At 72.7% G+C, this 16,787-nt stretch carries 17 protein-coding genes; 7 read left to right on the top strand and 10 right to left on the bottom strand.

The genetic code is table 11. The annotated features are described in order from the left end of the window. Position 1: 1 nt before the first annotated feature. The gene (locus ACFVYA_RS33895) at positions 2-1,237 is read right to left on the bottom strand and encodes a beta-ketoacyl-[acyl-carrier-protein] synthase family protein (protein WP_387050827.1); all 1,236 of its coding nucleotides are present in this window, start codon (positions 1,235-1,237) and stop codon (positions 2-4) included. Beyond that, positions 1,234-1,467: a phosphopantetheine-binding protein gene (locus tag ACFVYA_RS33890; protein WP_285990753.1), complete on the bottom strand. Its 234-nt coding sequence runs from the start codon at positions 1,465-1,467 to the stop codon at positions 1,234-1,236. Before ACFVYA_RS33890 ends, ACFVYA_RS33895 begins: the two co-directional genes overlap by 4 nt. Between ACFVYA_RS33890 and ACFVYA_RS33885 the strand changes: the two genes are divergently transcribed. After that, complete coding sequence (locus ACFVYA_RS33885) at positions 1,457-1,642, top strand: hypothetical protein (RefSeq protein WP_285990752.1); 186 nt, start codon at positions 1,457-1,459, stop codon at positions 1,640-1,642. The genes ACFVYA_RS33890 and ACFVYA_RS33885 overlap by 11 nt on opposite strands. Before the next feature lie 108 nt (positions 1,643-1,750). On the opposite strand, the gene ACFVYA_RS33880 is transcribed toward ACFVYA_RS33885, so the two are convergent. Genes ACFVYA_RS33880 through ACFVYA_RS33870 form a run of 3 tightly spaced genes read right to left on the bottom strand, consistent with a single transcriptional unit; the run spans position 1,751 to position 4,535 of the window. Then, positions 1,751-2,353 carry a lactate utilization protein C gene (locus tag ACFVYA_RS33880; protein WP_387050825.1) on the bottom strand — a complete coding sequence of 201 codons (603 nt, stop codon included), beginning with the start codon at positions 2,351-2,353 and terminating at the stop codon, positions 1,751-1,753. Beyond that, the gene (locus tag ACFVYA_RS33875; RefSeq protein WP_387050848.1) at positions 2,350-3,792 is read right to left on the bottom strand and encodes a lactate utilization protein B; all 1,443 of its coding nucleotides are present in this window, start codon (positions 3,790-3,792) and stop codon (positions 2,350-2,352) included. Before ACFVYA_RS33875 ends, ACFVYA_RS33880 begins: the two co-directional genes overlap by 4 nt. A gap of 17 nt (positions 3,793-3,809) precedes the next feature. Beyond that, entirely contained in the window at positions 3,810-4,535 is a 726-nt protein-coding gene (locus ACFVYA_RS33870; protein WP_387050823.1) for a (Fe-S)-binding protein, read from the bottom strand. Positions 4,536-4,758: 223 nt separating this feature from the next. Here ACFVYA_RS33870 and ACFVYA_RS33865 point away from each other — a divergent pair, with 223 nt between their 5' ends. Both ACFVYA_RS33865 and ACFVYA_RS33860 read left to right on the top strand, forming a co-directional pair. After that, positions 4,759-5,103, top strand: coding sequence for a hypothetical protein (locus ACFVYA_RS33865; protein ID WP_387050821.1), 345 nt, complete (start codon positions 4,759-4,761; stop codon positions 5,101-5,103). Between the two features lie 120 nt (positions 5,104-5,223). Further along, positions 5,224-6,375: an MFS transporter gene (locus ACFVYA_RS33860; RefSeq protein ID WP_285990749.1), complete on the top strand. Its 1,152-nt coding sequence runs from the start codon at positions 5,224-5,226 to the stop codon at positions 6,373-6,375. A 54-nt stretch (positions 6,376-6,429) separates the two neighbouring features. Here the strand turns inward: ACFVYA_RS33860 and ACFVYA_RS33855 are convergent, their stop codons facing one another. Beyond that, entirely contained in the window at positions 6,430-9,261 is a 2,832-nt protein-coding gene (locus tag ACFVYA_RS33855) for an AAA family ATPase (RefSeq protein WP_387050819.1), read from the bottom strand. Between the two features lie 725 nt (positions 9,262-9,986). Here ACFVYA_RS33855 and ACFVYA_RS33850 point away from each other — a divergent pair. Further along, the gene (locus ACFVYA_RS33850) at positions 9,987-10,988 is read left to right on the top strand and encodes an ABC transporter substrate-binding protein (RefSeq protein WP_285993787.1); all 1,002 of its coding nucleotides are present in this window, start codon (positions 9,987-9,989) and stop codon (positions 10,986-10,988) included. Between the two features lie 15 nt (positions 10,989-11,003). Here ACFVYA_RS33850 and ACFVYA_RS33845 read toward each other — a convergent pair whose 3' ends face one another. The 4 genes from ACFVYA_RS33845 to ACFVYA_RS33830 all read right to left on the bottom strand — a co-directional run bounded on the left by ACFVYA_RS33845 (position 11,004) and on the right by ACFVYA_RS33830 (position 13,771). Further along, positions 11,004-11,693 (bottom strand): TIGR03943 family putative permease subunit, encoded by a 690-nt coding sequence (locus tag ACFVYA_RS33845; RefSeq protein WP_387050817.1) that lies wholly within the window; start codon positions 11,691-11,693, stop codon positions 11,004-11,006. Then, on the bottom strand, positions 11,690-12,694 hold the full coding sequence (locus tag ACFVYA_RS33840; RefSeq protein ID WP_387050815.1) for a permease: 1,005 nt from the start codon (positions 12,692-12,694) through the stop codon (positions 11,690-11,692). Before ACFVYA_RS33840 ends, ACFVYA_RS33845 begins: the two co-directional genes overlap by 4 nt. 105 nt (positions 12,695-12,799) lie before the next feature. Beyond that, positions 12,800-13,564 carry an SDR family NAD(P)-dependent oxidoreductase gene (locus tag ACFVYA_RS33835; protein WP_387050813.1) on the bottom strand — a complete coding sequence of 255 codons (765 nt, stop codon included), beginning with the start codon at positions 13,562-13,564 and terminating at the stop codon, positions 12,800-12,802. 12 nt (positions 13,565-13,576) lie between these two features. Further along, complete coding sequence (locus ACFVYA_RS33830; RefSeq protein ID WP_387050812.1) at positions 13,577-13,771, bottom strand: hypothetical protein; 195 nt, start codon at positions 13,769-13,771, stop codon at positions 13,577-13,579. A 54-nt stretch (positions 13,772-13,825) separates the two neighbouring features. On the opposite strand from ACFVYA_RS33830, the gene ACFVYA_RS33825 reads away from it, so the two are divergent. From ACFVYA_RS33825 to ACFVYA_RS33815, 3 genes are read left to right on the top strand one after another with little or no spacing between them, the layout of a single operon-like run. Next, positions 13,826-14,485: a class II aldolase/adducin family protein gene (locus ACFVYA_RS33825; protein ID WP_387050846.1), complete on the top strand. Its 660-nt coding sequence runs from the start codon at positions 13,826-13,828 to the stop codon at positions 14,483-14,485. After that, positions 14,482-15,435, top strand: coding sequence for a carbohydrate kinase family protein (locus ACFVYA_RS33820; protein WP_387050810.1), 954 nt, complete (start codon positions 14,482-14,484; stop codon positions 15,433-15,435). Before ACFVYA_RS33825 ends, ACFVYA_RS33820 begins: the two co-directional genes overlap by 4 nt. Then, positions 15,422-16,786: an FAD-dependent oxidoreductase gene (locus ACFVYA_RS33815; RefSeq protein ID WP_285990742.1), complete on the top strand. Its 1,365-nt coding sequence runs from the start codon at positions 15,422-15,424 to the stop codon at positions 16,784-16,786. Before ACFVYA_RS33820 ends, ACFVYA_RS33815 begins: the two co-directional genes overlap by 14 nt. Position 16,787: the final 1 nt, after the last annotated feature.

The raw sequence follows: 16,787 nt of genomic DNA, 5'->3' as shown, positions 1-16,787 counted from the left end.
CTCAGCAGCTCTTCGTGAGGACGAGGGCGGCGTTGTGGCCGCCGAAGCCCATCGACGTCTTGACCGCGCAGTCGAACGCGGCCGGCCGGGCTTCCTTGGCGACGACGTCGACCGGGATCCGGATGTCCCGGGTCCGGAAGTTGCCCGTGGGCGGCACCAGCTGCCGTTCGAGGGCCAGCACGGTGAGCGCGGTTTCGATGCCACCGGCCGCGCCGAGCGCGTGTCCGGTCATCGCCTTGGTCGAGGTCACCAACGGCCGGTCGCCGAGCACCCGGTGCAGCACGGTGGCCTCGATCAGGTCGTTCATCACGGTGGACGTGCCGTGGGCGTTCACGTGGCCCACCTCGGCCGCCGTCACACCCGCGTCGGCCAGTGCGGTCCGCAGCGCCCGCTCGATCCCCGCGCCTTCGGGGTCCGGCGCCACGGCCGCGTACGCGTCGCTGGACGCGCCGTACCCCGCGATGCCCGCCCGGACCCGCGCGCCGCGCGCCGCGGCGTGCCCGGGCCGCTCCAGCACGACGAGACCGGCGCCCTCCCCCACCACGAACCCGTCGCGGTCGGCGTCGAACGGGCGGCACGCCGTCGACGGGTCGTCCCGGCGGGTGGACACCGCCCGCATCTGACAGGCACTGGCGATCAGCAAGCGGGAGCACACCGATTCGGCGCCGCCGGCGATGGCGATGTCGCAGGCACCGGCGCGCAGCAGCTGCAGCGCGGTCCCGATCGCGACGGTGCCCGAAGAGCACGCGGTGGAGACGCTCAGGCTCGGGCCCCGGGCGCCGAGGTCCATGCACACGCTGCTGGCGGCGCTGTTCACCGTGGTCATCGGCGCTAGTTTCGGCGAAACCCGCCGGACGCCCTTCTCCGCGAGGACGGCGCTTTGCCGGTCGTAGAACGGAAGGCCGCCGTGGGCGGACCCGATGACGACCGCGACCCGGTCCGTTTCCCACACCGAGGTGTCGAGCCCGGCGTCGGCCACCGCTTCCCTGGCCGCGATCACGGCGAGCTGGGAGAACCGGTCCATCATCCGCAGGGCCGGCACCCCCAGCACGCTCTCGGTGTCGAGATCGTCGATGGTGTACATGAAATCGCAGGACAACCCGTGCAGTTCCGCCTGGTGGCGGACTCCCGGGGCGGCTCCGGACCGGGTCACGCCCCGCCACGCGGCGCCGGCACCGACGCCCGCCGCGGTGACCAGGCCCAGCCCGGTCACCGCCGCTGCCGGAGGCGCGGTCACCGCCCGGTCTTCTCGTCGACGGCCGTCGCCAGCTGCCCCACGGTTTCCCGGGAGGTCAGCTGGACGTCTTCGAGGTCGATGTCCAGGCGCTCCTCCAGCAGGACGCGCAGTTCCTCCAGGGCCAGCGAATCCATCCCCAGGTCGTGCAACGACGCCTCGAACCGCACGTCCGCGGGTTCGATGCCGAAGTTCCGGTGCAGAAGCGTGGTGATCTCTTCGGTGACGGTCACTCTGCTGTCGACTCCCATTCCGTTTCCGCGCGAGGCGCCGATTCGCGGTGGCTCGATGGCCTCGGCCCGTGCCGCCGTCGAGGTGTCCGTGGCCAAGGCAGCGTTCTACGCAGCGCGGAAGCAGAAATTACTGCCGGGCCGGTCCGGCTTTCCACCTCGCGACACCATCGAGTGACTCCCGCAGACCGCCCACCACGCGCTCATTGACTCGTTCGTGGCAGCCACGCACGAGAATCAGGCGTCCGAAAGGGACTTCACCCGGACCTCACCGGGCAGCCTTCGGTCACTCGATGACGACGATGACGTGCAGGGTCCGCGGCCCGTGCACGCCTTCCACCCGGGTCAGCTCGATGTCGCTGGTGGCGCTCGGACCGCTGATCCAGGTCTGCGGGCGGGCCGGGTCCAGCGCGGCCACCGCTTCCGGGACGCCGGGCACGATCTGCTCCGCCCGGAGCACGCACACGTGCACGTCCGGCACGAGGCTCAGCGCCCGCCGGCCCTGGCCGGGGCCGTGGTCGAGGACGATCGTGCCGGTGGTCGCGATGCCCAGCGCCGCCGTGGTCACGACGGCGTCGAACCCCGCCGGCCCGGCCGTGGTCGCCGGCGGCGGCGAGCCGTCGACGGCGACCGGGAAACCGTCGGGTACCAGCACGTTCCGCGCCGGCCCCAGTGCCGCGCGGAGGGCGTCCGGCAGCTCGGCGGCGGTGCACCGGGTGAGGGCGGCGCGGTAGTCCACGACGCGCTCGGCGAACAGGGCAACGACGTCCGCGACGTCCGCGACGTCCGCGACGGCCGAGCGGTACCCGCGTGGCACCACGGCTTCGGTCCGGTCCGCCTCCCGCAGGGCGCCACGGACGGCCGCCAGGATTTCCTCGCGCGCGGTCATCGCTTCCGCCACCAGGCGCGGAACGACTCACGCGGCGGCGCCGGCAGGTCGCGGCTGTTCGTCCACAGTGAACCCGGCCACGGCAGGCGGGACAGAGCTCGGCGGCCGCCGGGGAGCAGGCGGCGGCCGAAGCGGGTCAGGGCCCGGTTCGCGACACCCAGGCCGCGCTCGGCCAGACCCAGCCGACGGGCGTCCGAGAGCACCCATGACGCCGTCTTCATCGCCACCGCCTCGGGTTTCGGTGGTCCGCCGCGATGCGCGTCGACCACTTGGGAGCGCAGGTGCACCAGGACTTCCGGGATGTCGATGCGCACCGGGCACGCCTCGAAGCAGGCACCGCACAGGCTGGACGCGTACGGCAGCGAATCGGTTTGCTCGTCGACGCCGACGCCTTTGAGCAGCGGGTTGAGGATCGCGCCGATCGGGCCCGGGTAGACCGAGCCGTAGGCGTGGCCGCCGGTCCGTTCGTACACCGGGCAGACGTTCAGGCACGCCGAACAGCGGATGCAGCGCAGCGCCTGCCGGCCGACCTCGTCGGCGAGCGCGCGGGTGCGGCCGTTGTCGAGCAGCACCACGTGCACCTCCTGCGGCCCGTCGCCCGGGGTCACGCCCGACCACGTCGACGTGTAGGGGTTCATCCGCTCCCCGGTGCTCGACCGCGGCAGGAGCTGGAGGAACACGTCGAGGTCGCCCCACGTGGGGATGACCTTTTCGATGCCCACCACCGAAACGAGCACTTCGGGCAGGGTCAGGCACATCCGGCCGTTGCCCTCGGACTCGACGACGACCAGGGTGCCGCTTTCGGCGACGGCGAAGTTCGCGCCGGAGACGGCCATCTTCGCGCGCAGGAACTTCTCGCGCAGGTGCAGCCGGGCCGCGCCGGCCAGCTCGGCGGGGTCGTCGGTGAGGCCGTCGGGCGCCGGACGGCCCGCGCCGGCCATTTCGCGGCGGAAGATCTCCCGGATCTCCGCGCGGTTGCGGTGGATCGCCGGCACCAGGATGTGGCTGGGCAGGTCGTCGCCGAGCTGCACGATCAGCTCCGCGAGGTCGGTCTCCCAGGCGGTGACGCCGTGCTCGGCGAGCGCCTCGTCGAGGCCGATCTCCTGGGTCGCCATCGACTTGACCTTGACGACCTCGTCGACGCCGTGATCGCGGGCGATGCGGGCGACGACGTCACAGGCTTCCCGCGCGTCACGCGCCCAGTGCACGGTCGCGCCCCGCGCCCGCAACGCCGCTTCGAGGGTCAGCAGGTGCTCGTCGAGGCGGCGCAGGGTGGTGTCCTTGATCGCGGCGCCCGCCAGGCGCAGTTCCTCCCACTCGGCCACCTCGCCGACGACGGCCGCGCGCTTGGCGCGGATGGTGCCGGTGGCGTGGGCGAGGTTGCGGCGCAGCTGCGTGTCGGCGAGCGCTTCCCGGGCCGCCGCCGGGAAGGCGGGCATGCCGACGAACGTGGCGCTCACGCGTCCTCCTCGGTCGAGGCCAGCACGTCGGCCAGGTGCAGCACGCGGACGCCGGACCGCTGCCGCGACAGCAGGCCACCGACGTGCAGCAAGCAGGAGTTGTCGCCGGCGACAAGCACTTCCGCCCCGGTTTCGCGGACGTGCCGGGCCTTGTCGGCCCCCATGGCCGTCGACGTCTCGGCGTTCTTCACGGCGAAGGTGCCGCCGAACCCGCAGCACTCCTGCGCGGCGGGCAGCTCGACGAGGTCGAGCCCGCGCACCGCCCGCAGCAACCGCAGCGGCTTGTCGCCGACGCCGAGCATGCGCAGCGAGTGGCAGGTCGGGTGGTAGGTGACGCGGTGCGGGAAGTAGGCGCCGACGTCGGTCACGCCGAGCACGTCGACGAGGAATTCGCTCAGCTCGCGGACCTTCGGCCCGGTTCCGGCCAGCCGCGGCTCCCCCGCGCGCCGCGCGACCAGGCCGTGCTGGTGCCGGGCCGAACCGGCGCACGAACCCGACGGCGTGACGATGTGGTCGTACCCGGCGAACGCTTCGGTGAACGCGCGGACCACCGGCACGGCCTCGTCGAGGTAGCCGGTGTTGACCATCGGCTGGCCGCAGCAGGTCTGCGCCTGCGGGAAGTCGGCGTCCACGCCCAGGCGGCGCAGCAGCCGGAACACCGCCTTGCCGGTGTCCGGGAACAGCGCGTCGTTGATGCAGGTGACGAGCACGGCCACCTTCACGCGCGCACCTGCCGCACCATCGTGACCTCCGGATTAAAAGGTTTCAACTCGCTGACCCGCCGACGCTACTACGACCCGTTGTTACGTTTCAAGCAGCCGGGTCGGGCGCCTGAGCAAACCGACCCCGGCCAGGGCAGACGCGACCTTCAGCTTCGGGTACTCGACCGCCAGTCTCGGCAAGCAGTACGGCCTCGAGGGCTACGCCGGCCCGGGCGGCTGGAACATGCCGGGCTCGTTCACCTTCAGCTACCCGGACACCGCCGAGCGCCGGGCGAAGCTCGGGCTGCGGGCGGCGCTCAACGCCCCGCTGGTGGCCGACATGGCGCTGGCGGCCGACACCACGCAAACCCATGTCCGACGGCTCCGCTGTGGACCGTTCGCCGTCGCGGTGATCCGCAGTGACGGCGCCGTCGTTCCCGGCGTCCCCACTGCGCCGCCCGAGCGGATTTCGCCGCTCCATCGGGATCCGTCACCACGGACCGTGACGAAACCGGGCGTGCCTTCCGCGGCCGAGACGTCCGGCCGTGCCGATGCACGCCCATCCGCAGAGCCGTCGAAGCGCCCATAATCGTTGAGGGGCAACAAAAGTTCCTTCATCCGTCAGGTGACGGATGTCTGAAATGCGCGCACCGCGAAACATTTGTCCTACGGAGTTTTGACGCTCCGCCCTCGACGCCGAGGAGGAGCGATGTCGCGTGCTACCACCACCGTCTCCACTCTGGTCATCTTCGTTCTCGCACTGAACCTGCGGCCGGCCGTGACCAGCCTGGGCGCGGCGCTGCCGGACATCTCCGTCGCCGGTGGCCTCGTCGCCGCGGTGCTCGTCGCCCTGCCCCTGTGGGCGATCGGCCTCGGCGGCTGGGCGACGCCGTGGCTGTGCAGCCGGGTGGGGACGCACCGGACCGTCACCGTGGCGCTCGTCGGGCTGGTGCTGTCGCTGGCCGGACGCGTTCTCGGGGGTCCGGTGGAGCTCCTGGTCGGGACGGCGCTGGCGTGCCTGTCCATCGCCGTGCTCGGTACCATGCTGCCGTTGCTGGCCCAGGGTTCCGCCGCCTTCACCTTCGGGCTCGGGGTGGGCAGCACGGCCGGTGCGCTGGTCACGCCCACCGCGGTCATGTCGTCGTCGTGGCGGGTCGCCCTCGGCGTGTGGGCGACCACGGCGCTGCTGGCCCAGCAGGTGTGGCAGCGCACGCCCGGCGAGTTCGTGTCGCCGCGGAGGGCGCCCGGAGCGGTGTCGGCCTCCGCGTTGACCATCCACTTCGGACTCATCTCGACGGTGACGTTCCTGGTCATGGGGTGGCTGCCCGGCATCCTGCGCGACGCCGGTGTCCCCCCGACGACCGCGGGGACGTGCCTGGCGCTGTCGATGGCCATGGGGTTGCCGATGATGTGGCTGGTGCCGGGCTGGACCCGCCGCTGGCGCAACCAGACGCTGCTCGTCATCACCCTGGCCACGCCCAACGTCATCGGGGTGACCGGCCTGATCCTCGCCCCCGCCGCCGCGCCCTGGCTGTGGGCCGTGGCCACCGGCACCGGCATGGGGGCGCTCGCGTTCGCCCTGACGACCATCTCGCTGCGCAGCAAGGACAGCTCGGTGGCGCTGTCGGCCGTGGTCCAGGGCGTGGGGTACGTCATCGCCGGCTTCGGCGTGCTCGTCTGCGGCTGGCTGCACACGGGCACGGGCGCCTGGCGGACGCCGCTGATGCTGATCCTGGCGGTCCTGCTCGGCCAGATGGTCAGCGGGCACATCGCGGTGTTCCGCTGGGCCCCGCCGCCGGCGGCGGTCACCCCGCCGCTCGCCGTGCGTCCCCAGGACGACGCCCCGGAGGTCGCTGCTTGATGCGGCGCGCGGGCACGGGGCTGTCCCGGGGATCCGGGGCGGCCTGCCCGCGGCTCAGCCGGAAGCGGACTGGTGGCGGGCCGCTTCCCGGGCGATGTCGATGCGTGAATGCACGCCCAGCTTGGTCAGGATGTGCGAGACGTGGGTGCCGACCGTGCGCGGGGACAAGTAGAGGCGGGCCGCGATCTGCGGATTCGACAGGCCTTCCACCACCAGCGCGGCGATCCGGCCCTCGGTCGGGGTGAGGCTGTCCCAGCCGTGCCTGGCCTGGCGGTGCTTCACCTTCGGGCCGCGCCGGATACCCCGCGCGCGAAACAGGGCGCGCAGTCTCGCCACGTCCCATTGCGCGTCCAGCTCCGTGTAGAGGTCGATGGCGTGGGTGAAGGCGGCCCGCGCCGAAGCGCGGTCTTCGTCCCGGGCTTCGAAGAAGGCGAGTGCGGCGGCTTCCAGGGCTTTGGCCCGGGACAGTGGCCGGCCCGCGGCCGCGTAGCCGTCGGCGGCGCGCAGCAACATCGTCCCGTCCCGCTCGAGCAGGCCGCGGCAGTACAGCGCGAGCGCGCGGCGGTGCGGAACGGCGGACTCGGCGGCGATCCCGCGCGCCCGGGCCTCGATCTCCGCCGCGGTCCGCACGTCGCCGATCGCCATCGCCAGCCGGACGGCGTCCCCCAGCCGCTCCTCCCCCGCGTCTTCGCCCGCCGGCACGGCGGTCAGCACGGCGAGCGCCCGCTCCGGCGCGCCGGCGTGCTCGAACGCCAGGCTCCGGGCCCGGACCAGGGATTCCACGACCTCGTCGCCGGCGCGTTCCGAATGCAGGGCGGCGACGTCGAGGTGGCGGCGGGCCGCGGCCGTCTCGTCGCGGTGGAGGTGGATGATCGCGGCGACGCCGTGGTCGCAGCAGACCACTCCCGGGTCCTTGTGGTCGTCCGGGACGACGTCGACCTCGGCCAGCGCGTCGTCCCACCGGCCGGCGCCCAGCATCAACTGCCCGATCGCGCTCTGGACCTGGGTCAGCCGCGCCTCGCTGCCGGTGCGCTCGGCCAGGTCGCGCGCCTGCCCGGCGGCGGTGAGCGCGTCGGCGTAGCGGTCGAGCGCGCCGAAGGTGACCGACTGGTTGATGCGCAGCAGCAGGGTGAGTTCGATCAGCGTGGGGTCGCCCCGCACGATGGCTATCGCGCGCTCGAACAGCGGCAGCGCCCCGGCCCACTCGCCGCGCGCCATCGCGCCTTGGGCCAGCACGTGCAGCGCCCACCCGGCCGCCCAGCGGTCTTCGGCCGAGCCGAGTTCGGCCAGCGCCGCCGACGCGGCCCGGCCCGCGGAGTCGACCTCGCCGAGGACACGTCGGATCCGCGCGATGAGCACCAGCAACCGGGCCCGGTGCCGGGCCTGCAGCCCCGGCTGGGTCAGCGCCTCGTTGAGCGCGGGGAGCGACTCGGCGGCGCGGCCGGCCGTCCCGCGGCTCTGGACGAGCGTCGTGTGCAGATCGACGCGCACGTCGGGGTCGCGGACGCGATCCAGTGCGCGGCAAGCGATCCGCTCGGCCTGGGCCACGTTGCCCACCCGGTAGTACGCGTCGGCCAGCCGGCAGGCCAACGCGCCGGTCACGGCGTCGTCGAGCGGCGCGTCCCGCACCGCCCGTCTCAGCAGCGCGACGGCGACCACGGGTGCCTGGCCGATCAACGGCATGGCCACGTCGAGCAACCACCGCACGGCCCAGTCCGGGACCGGGACCCGGCTGTCCGTTGTGGACACCATCGGGAGCAGCTGCCGCGCCACCCGCTCGACCGGGGCGTTCGCCTCCGCCAGCGCCCACGCGGCGGACTGGTGCCAGGCGATCCGGACCGCCGTCGGCATCTCGTCGTACAACGCCGTGCGGATCAACGGGTGCCGGAACTCGAGGTCGTCGCCGGCCGCCACGAGCACGCCGGCGGCGCGGGCCTCGTCGAGCGCGGGCAACAGTTCGGCGAGCGAAGAGTTCGTCACGGTCACCAGGTCCGCGACCGAGAAGCCGACGCCGAGCAGCGCCGCCGTCCGCAGCACGCCCCGGGCCGGCTCCGTGAGGAAGCCCAGCCGGTCCGCGATCGCTTCCGGCAGCGAGTCCGGCGTGGCCGCGCCGGTCAGCTCCGCGATGCCCGCGTGGTCGACCTCCAGGCACGAGCTCCTGGTCAGCGCGTCGAGCAATTCGGTGAGGTACAACGGATTGCCCGCCGCGCCGGCGGCCAGCTCCTCCAGCCGGGCGCCCGGCTTGCCGCCGGCGAGGGCGGCCACCAGCTCGAGCACCGCCGGTTCCGCCAGCCGGGCCAGCCGCAGCCGTTCGGCGGGCCGGACGATCCGGAAGAGCGACCTCAGGTCGTCGCGGCGCGGCACCGGCCGCAGCACCCCGATCAGCAGCAGCGGGAGCTGCCGGACCGAGCGGGCGAGCCGGCTCCACACCGCCACCGTCGTGCTGTCGGCCCACTGCAGCTCGTCGACGACGAGCACGGCCGGGCCGTCCTGGCAAAGCTGGTCCACCAGCGCGATCAGCCGCTCGGCGGCCGCGGCGGCGAGGTCGGCACCCTTGCCCGCGACGGCTCCGCCGCCCAGCAGCTCGGAAACGGCGTCACGACGGGGATCCCGCGTGACCGGCGTGATCTCCAGGGCATCCAGCAGCGGCAGCAGCGGCAGTGCTTGACCGAGCTCGTCGCCGGCGCCCCAGTACACCTGGCAGCCCGCCTCGGTCGCGGCCGCGCAGGCGGACCGGACCAGCGCCGACTTGCCGATCCCGGGCTCGCCGTCCACCAGCACGGCCCGGCCGCGGCCCGCCGCGACGTCACGGATCCAAGCGACCAGCCGGGACAGCTCGCTGTCCCGGCCGACCAGCAGCTCCGTACCGTCCGTAAGCGGTCGCACACCGGGAAGTTTAGAAGTAAAACCTGTTCCCCAACAAGAGGTACGCTCGGGCGGCGCGGAACGTCCGCCGTTGGCCCGGACTTCCCTTCTCGGAAACCCCCCTTTCGCCGAATGCCCCGATTCGTGATCCGGATGCGATTCCCCGGCCCGGCACCAATGGAGCAACGGCCGCCCGCACACCGATCGACATCGGCGACGCCGGTCCGGACAAGGCGGGGCGCGACGGCCGTCGTCCCGGCGATAGGCGTTGCGACACAGGGCATCGGCGCCGCATCCACGGCCGGAAGGACCACCCGGGCACCGTTACTCTGCGTGCACCTGATGAGCCATTCGATGATTCCGCGGCGTCGCCGACGATGCCTGTCTTCGCAGATAATCTCCGCGAAAACCGGCGCCGGCGTCGATTTCGAGGCCGGGTCGGCCGCGACGGGACGTGACCTCCGGTCCGTTGTTTTCCGCCTTGCCGGGCGGTCTCGGGCCACGTTTTTCGCACTCGATCCGCTCTGCCGTCGAGCTTCACGCCGAACGGACCGTGACCAACGGCGGGCAAGATCGTCGATCAAGTATTCGTGCCGCCATTCTGGTGAAATCCCCGATCCGGCGCCATCACGCATTGTCAAGGGCTGCGGGGGTCCCTACAGTGGCCCGCCTGACGCCGGGGAGTGAATCAAGCAACCTTCCTTGGAGCCGGTACATCAACTGTCATCTCCTTCGAGGAGCAGACCTTGTTTGGAATCGTCAGGAGCAGTGGCCGTGTTCGTGCCGCGCTCGCTCTCGCGGTCGTCACGGTCGTAACCGGTTGCGGCGCACTCGGCGCCACCGGCTCGAGCGCTTCGTCGAGCGGCAGCGGGCCGGAGAAGACGGCGCTGAAGGTTTCGATCCTGCCCACCACGGACCTCGCGCCGTTCTGGCTGGCCCAGGACGAAGGCTACTTCCAGGCCGAGGGCCTCACCGTCGAGTCCGTGATCGCCGCCAGCGGCCAGGCCTCGTTGGCGAAGTCGATCTCGGGCGATGTCGACATCGCGTTCTCGACCTATCCGCCGTTCTTCACCGCACGCAGCACCGGCGCCGCCGACATGGAGCTGGTCGCCGACGCGACTTCGGTCAACGCGAAGTCCAATGCGATCGTCACGGTCCCGAATTCGCCGGTGAAAACAATCTCCGACCTGGCGACCGCGAAGATCGCCATCACGGCCAAGAACACCGCTTCGGACCTTCTCACCCGTTCGATCATGCAAGACCACAACGTCGATTTCAGCAAGGTGAAATGGGTGCTGATCCCGCTGCCCAACATCGCCGCGGCGCTGCAGCAGGGGCAGGCCGACGCCGCATACCTGCCGGAGCCGTACATCACGCAGGCCGCCAAGACGGCCGGCGCGATCCCGGTGATCGACATCAACAGCGGGGCCACCCAGGACTTCCCGCTGACCGGCTACGGCGCGACGCGGAAGTGGGTGAAGGAGAACCCGAAGACCCTGGCCGCGTTCCAGCGCGCCATGCAGAAGGCGACCCACGACGCCACGTTCGACCGCGCCAAGGTCGAGCCGCTGCTGGTGCGGTTCGCCAAGATCGACGAGGACACGGCCAAGCTGCTCACCCTGCCGGGCTACGGCGCGATCCTGGATTCCCGGCGCCTGCAACGGGTTCCGGACCTGCTGCTGCAGCTCGGCGCGATCCCGTCGCCGATCGACGTGAACTCGATGATCGGCCCGCAAGCGGGAAGATGACCGGGTGCCGCGCCGCTAGCCGAGGCTTTCGTAGGGATCGGCCGGCGGCGCCACCGGCCGCGCCCGGCCGACGTCGACGAACGGGATGGTCCCGCCGTTGACCGGGTCCACGGCCTGCTCGGCGCTGTAGCCGCCGGTGATCTCCAGCCACGAATCGGGTTGGAGCACCGGCGGCACCCGGCCGGTCAGGCCGACCTTCACCGGCTGGGCGTCCGCCGCGCAGCAGTTCAGGAGCATGCGGACCAGGTACGGCGTGCCGCTCGGGTCGAAGGCCACGAACCCGGTGATCGTGACGGTCCGGCCGGCCAGCGACCGGCCGTGGTCGTAGACCGCGCGGTCCGCGTAGTCGATCACGGTCAGCCGGACGGGGTTGCCGTCCGGGAGCGGGGTGACGATCCGTGGCGCCGTCACCGCCGTACCGGCGCGCATCGCGCTGTAGGAACCCAAAGCCGGTGGCGCGGCGAGGATCAGCGCGAACACCGGCAGCACCAGCAGCCACGAGATCCGGGGCGCCGGGTGCCCGGCCGGGTGGCGCCGCGCGTACCAGACCGTCGCGAGAGCCGCGATCACCAGCACCACTCCGGCCGCCAGCACCAACGGGCGCAGCCCGGCCTTGACGTACCGCAGGTACAGGCCGGTCACGCCGGCGTGGAGCAGCACCCCGCCGACGAGGAACAGCAGGATCGCCTGCACGGTCCGGTTCACAGCAGCACCGCGCCGGTCAGGACCGCGGCCGCCACGGCCACGACGAAGGTCGCCGGCGCGAACCGCAGCGCGAACCCGCGGCCGAACGTGGCGGCCTGCATCCCGAACAGCTTCAGGTCGATCATCGGGCCGACGACCAGGAACGCCAGCCGCGCCGTCGGCGAGAACTGCGTCAGCGACGACGCGACGAACGCGTCGGCCTCCGAACAGATCGACAGCAGTACCGCGAGCGCCGACAAGGCGAGGACCGCCACGACCGGATTGCCCGCCGCGGCGTGCAGCCAGCTCGCGGGCACCACGGCCTTGAGGGTCGCGGCGGCCATCGCGCCGCCGACGAGGAACCCGCCCGCGTGCATGACGTCGTGGCGCACCGATCCCCAGAACACCGCTCCCCCGGTTCCGCCGTCACCGTGCTCGTGCGCGCGGGGACGCAGCCAGTCCGGACGGCCGAGACGCTGCCACAGCCAGCCCATCACGCACGACGCCGCGAGACTCGCGACGAACCGGGCGACGACCATCCGCGGCTGCCCGGGGAACGCGACGGCCGTCGCCGTCAGCACCACCGGGTTGATCGCCGGCGCCGACAGCAGGAACGCCACCGCGGCCGAGGGCCGCACGCCACCGCGGACCAGCGCGCCGGCCACGGGCACCGACGCGCATTCGCAGCCGGGCAGGACCGCGCCGGCCAGCCCGGCGACCGGCACCGCCAGCGACGGCCGTTTCGGCAGCACGCGCGTGAAGAAGGACGGCGGCACGAAGACCGCGAGCCCGGCCGACAGCAGCACCCCGAGGACCAGGAAGGGCAGCGCCTGCACGACCACCGCCACGAACACCGTCATCCAGCTCTGCATGACCGGAGCGGACAACAGCCGCCGAACCGGTCCCTGCGCCAGGAATCCGGCCAACAGGACCAAAGTGAGGACGAGAACGGGGTCGGCGTTCCAGCCCGGCCGTTCGTCCGGTTCCCGCCCGGCACGGCGGCTTTCCTCGATGGCAGTCATCAGGCGATCTCCCGTACTTCCGCTCCGCACCCGTCCGTCTACACGGGCCACGGGCCGTTCGGGTTCACCGCAGCACGCGGGCGGGGCATCGTCCCGCGGGTCCGGTCAGCGGGCCAGTTTTCGCAACAACGGCCCGGAAACGGACACCGGCAGCGCCCCCAGCACCCGGACCAGCGCGGACGTCGTCCACGGGAAGGACGCGCCGGCGGGTTCCCGCCGCAGTGCCCGGACCACGTGCCGCGCGGCCCGCTTTTCGCTGATCTCGAACGGTTTCGGCAGCCCGTCGGCACGGACGCGGGCGGTGGCCACGAAGCCGGGGTACAGCGAGGTGAAGCGGATTCCCTCGGGCGCGAGCTCGACCCGCGCCGCGTCGATCAGGGTCCGCACCGCGGCCTTCGCGGCCGAATACGGGCCCTGGCGCGGGATCCCCAGCAGGCCCGCCAGGGAGTTGGTCTGCGCGATCAAGCCGCCGCCCTGCCGGCGCAGCTGCGCGATCAGCGGGACCAGGTAGTTCACCGTGACGTCGTAGTTCAGCGCCATCACCCGGGCGATGTCGCCGACCCCGGCTTCGGCCACGGACATGTCCGGGCCCTGGCCCACGTTGAGCAGCGCGACGTCCACCGCGCCGAACTCCGCCACCACCCGCGCCACCACCGCGGCCGCCGCCGCGGGGTCGAGCGCGTCGGCCACGAGGTCGAGGCAGGCACTCCCCGCCGCGCGGACGTCGGCGGCCACGGCCGCCAGCTCCTCCGCCCGCCGGGCCACGACCACCACCCGGTTGCCGTGGCCGGCGATGTCGCGGGCCACCTGGGCGCCGATCCCCGAGGAAGCACCGACGATCAGGATCGTCTGGTCCACCAGCGTCGCCATCCCACCACCCCTTCAGTGCGCGGCCGCGCCGAGTTCGATGATCAGCACGCCCGCGGCGACCAGCCCGACGCCGGCGGCCACCCTCCGGGTGAGGGCGTCCTTGAAGAACACCCGCGCCCCGAGCGCTGTCAACGCGACACCGCACCAGGCGGTGTCGATCGCCGCCCCGCAGCCGCATCGTCGTTCCGCCACCGGCCGCCCGAACATGAACGTGACTTTGTTTCATGTTTAGCCTACGCTGAGCCGATGACTCAGGGGACAGTGCTCCTGCGGGCCGAGCGGGAAGCGGTGGTCGCGGCCTGCCACGACCTGGCCGGTGCCGGACTGCTGATCGGCACCGCGGGCAATGTGAGCGTGCGCGTGGGCGAGCACGTCGCGGTGACCGCGACCGGCGTCGTGCTCGGGCGCATCACGCCGGAGCAGGTCACCGTCGTCGACCTGGCCGGGAAGGTCGTCGCCGGGGAGCTCGCGCCGACCTCGGAACTGGAACTGCACCTGGGGATCTACCACCGCTCCGGCGCCGGTGCGGTGGTGCACACGCACTCGCCGCAGGCCACCGCGGTGTCGTGCGCGCTCGACGAACTCCCCTGCGTGCACTACCAGCAGCTCCTGCTCGGCGGGGCCGTGCGGGTCGCGCCGTTCGCCGTCTTCGGCAGCGATGAGCTGGCCGAGCACGTGTGGACCGCGCTCGAGGGCAAGTCGGCGGCGCTGATGGCCAACCACGGCGCCGTCGTGCACGGCCCCGCGCTCCAGGCGGCGGTGGACAACGCGCTGCTGCTCGAGTGGGCCTGCGAGCTCTACCGGAACGCCGCGTCGATCGGCACGCCCCGGGTCCTGGACACCGCCCAGCAGACCGCGGTGATCGAAGCCGCGCTGCGGCGCGGCTACGGCAGCACCAAACGGATCGAGGAGGATCTGTGACGCAAACGGTGATCACGCTCGGCGCGCACGTGTTCGACGTGCAGGTCCGGCCGGTCGAAGCCATCCCGGAAGGCCAGGGCGCGGCCCTGGTCGAGCAGATCCGGTTCGGGCCGGCCGGGACCGCGGCCGGCACCGCGCTGACGCTGGCCAAGCTCGGCGCGAGCGTCCGCACCGCCGGCGCGATCGGCACCGACCCCATCGGCGACCTGCTGCTGACCATGCTGACCCGGTACGGCATCGACACCTCACTGGTGGTCCGCCGCGAAGACGTGCAGACCTCGGCGTCGGTGCTGCCCATCCGCCCCGACGGCAGCCGGCCCGCCTTCCACGTCCCCGGCGCGAACCTCACCTACGGCCCCGGCGACATCGCGGAAGCCGAAGTCGCCCGGGCGACCCACCTGCACCTCGGCGCGCCCGAGCTGATGGGCGGGGAGAACGCGGCGAAGATCCTCTCCCCCGCGCGGGCGGCCGGCGTGGTCACCTCGGCCGACCTGCTCGCCCCCGGCGATCCCGGGATCCTGGCCTGGATCGCGCCCGCACTGTCCTTTCTGGACTACCTGCTGCCCAACGAGCAGCAGGTCCTCGGGCTCACCGGCGCCGACACCCTCGAAGACGGCGCTCGCGCGTTGATCGGTCAGGGCGTCGGCTGCGTCGCCGTCACCCGGGAGGCCCGCGGTGCCCTGGTGATCACGGCGGACGAGGTGGTCGCCGTCCCCGCGTTCGCGGTCGACGTCGTCGACACCACCGGCTGCGGTGACGCGTTCTCCGCCGGCTTCCTCCGCGGCATCGGCCTCGGCCGCTCGCCGCGGGACGCCGCCGTGCTCGGCTCCGCCGCCGCGGCCCTGGTCGCCCAGGGGCTGGGCAGCGACCACGGCGAGTTCGACCTGGCGGCCGCCGACGCCTTCGCCGCATCCACGCCCACGCTGGAGACCGCCGATGCGCCGCGCTGACGTCGTCGTGGTCGGCGCGGGCCTGGCCGGGCTCACCGCCGCCCGCGAACTGTCGGCGGCCGGCCGCGACGTCGTCGTCCTGGAAGCCCGCGACCGGGTCGGCGGCCGCACCGTGAACCACGACCTCGGCGACGGCAAAGTGGTGGAAGCGGGCGGCCAGTTCGTCGGCCCGACCCAGGACCACATCCTCGCACTGGCCAAGCAGGTCGGCGTCGAGACGTTCCCCGCCCACACCGAGGGAGCGTCGGTCTACGTCAACGGCGACCGGGCGCGCCGGTACCGCGGCGACATCCCGCCCGACCCGCTCGCCCTGCCCGACCTCGCGATCGCCATGCGGCGGATCAACCAGCTGGCCGGGAAGATCCCCCTGGAAGCGCCGTGGCGCGCTCCCAAGGCGCGGGCGTGGGACAGCGTGACGTTCGAAAGCTGGATCCGGCACACCACGGCGGGCACCGGCGCGCTGGACCTGGTCAACGTGCTGCTCGGCTCGGCCTACGGCGGGAGCGCCGCCGGCGCGTCGCTGCTCTACAGCCTCTGGTACATCGCCGGCTTCGGCAACGAAACCACCCCCGGCACCGTCGAACGCGGCATCGGCGTCACCGGCGGAGCGCAGGAATCCCGCTTCGCCGGTGGTTCTCAGCTGATCTCGCAACGCATCGGCGACGAGCTCGACGGGCGCGTGGTGCTCGGCGCTCCGGTGCGGGCGATCGAGCAGGACGACGACCGGGTGACGGTCAAGTCCGATGTGGACACCTGGAGCGCGCGGCACGTCGTCGTCGCCGTCCCGCCGGCGCTGGCCGCCCGGATCTCCTGGCGCCCGCTGCTGCCGCCGCAGCAGGACGCGCTGTTCTCCCGGATGACCTTCGGCGCGCTGATGAAGTGCGAGGCCGTGTACCCGGAGCCGTTCTGGCGGGCCGACGGGCTCAACGGCCAGGCCGTGTTCCGGCACGGCTCACCGATCTGTTCCATGTGGGACAACTCGCCGCCCGACGGCAAGCCGGGTGTCCTGATGGGCTTCCTCGGCGGCCCGCAGTGGCACGCCTGGGCGGCCCGGCCGCCCCGCGAACGACGCGCCGCCGTTCTGCGCGCCTTCGCCGCCGCCGTCGGGAAAGCCGCGTTGAGCCCGGTCGAGTACTTCGAACAGGACTGGGTCGGCGAGGAATGGACCCGCGGCGGACCGACGTCCGTGCCCGGGCCCGGCGTGCTGACCGAGCTCGGCCCCTGGCGCGACCGGCCGTTCGGCCGGGTGCACTGGGCCGGTGCCGAGCACGCGGATCACTGGAACGGATACATGGACGGTGCGGTCCGCTCCGGCGAAACCGCCGCCCGCGCCGTCCTCGGCCACGAGTGAA

It is taken from the genome of Amycolatopsis sp. NPDC058278 (assembly GCF_042881395.1).
Classification (GTDB): Bacteria; Actinomycetota; Actinomycetes; order Mycobacteriales; family Pseudonocardiaceae; genus Amycolatopsis.
The sequence above is the reverse complement of the archived record's forward strand: the minus strand, read 5'-3'. Positions and strand labels throughout refer to the sequence as shown.

Bases quoted from the DNA above. Each gene is read 5' to 3' on its own strand.
- ACFVYA_RS33880 (WP_387050825.1), bottom strand. From the start codon at position 2,353: ATGACCGCGCGCGAGGAAATCCTGGCGGCCGTCCGTGGCGCCCTGCGG.
- ACFVYA_RS33875 (WP_387050848.1), bottom strand. From the start codon at position 3,792: ATGCCCGCCTTCCCGGCGGCGGCCCGGGAAGCGCTCGCCGACACGCAG.
- ACFVYA_RS33865 (WP_387050821.1), top strand. From the start codon at position 4,759: ATGCCGGGCTCGTTCACCTTCAGCTACCCGGACACCGCCGAGCGCCGG.
- ACFVYA_RS33860 (WP_285990749.1), top strand. From the start codon at position 5,224: ATGTCGCGTGCTACCACCACCGTCTCCACTCTGGTCATCTTCGTTCTC.
- ACFVYA_RS33840 (WP_387050815.1), bottom strand. From the start codon at position 12,694: ATGACTGCCATCGAGGAAAGCCGCCGTGCCGGGCGGGAACCGGACGAA.
- ACFVYA_RS33835 (WP_387050813.1), bottom strand. From the start codon at position 13,564: ATGGCGACGCTGGTGGACCAGACGATCCTGATCGTCGGTGCTTCCTCG.
- ACFVYA_RS33830 (WP_387050812.1), bottom strand. From the start codon at position 13,771: ATGTTCGGGCGGCCGGTGGCGGAACGACGATGCGGCTGCGGGGCGGCG.
- ACFVYA_RS33815 (WP_285990742.1), top strand. From the start codon at position 15,422: ATGCGCCGCGCTGACGTCGTCGTGGTCGGCGCGGGCCTGGCCGGGCTC.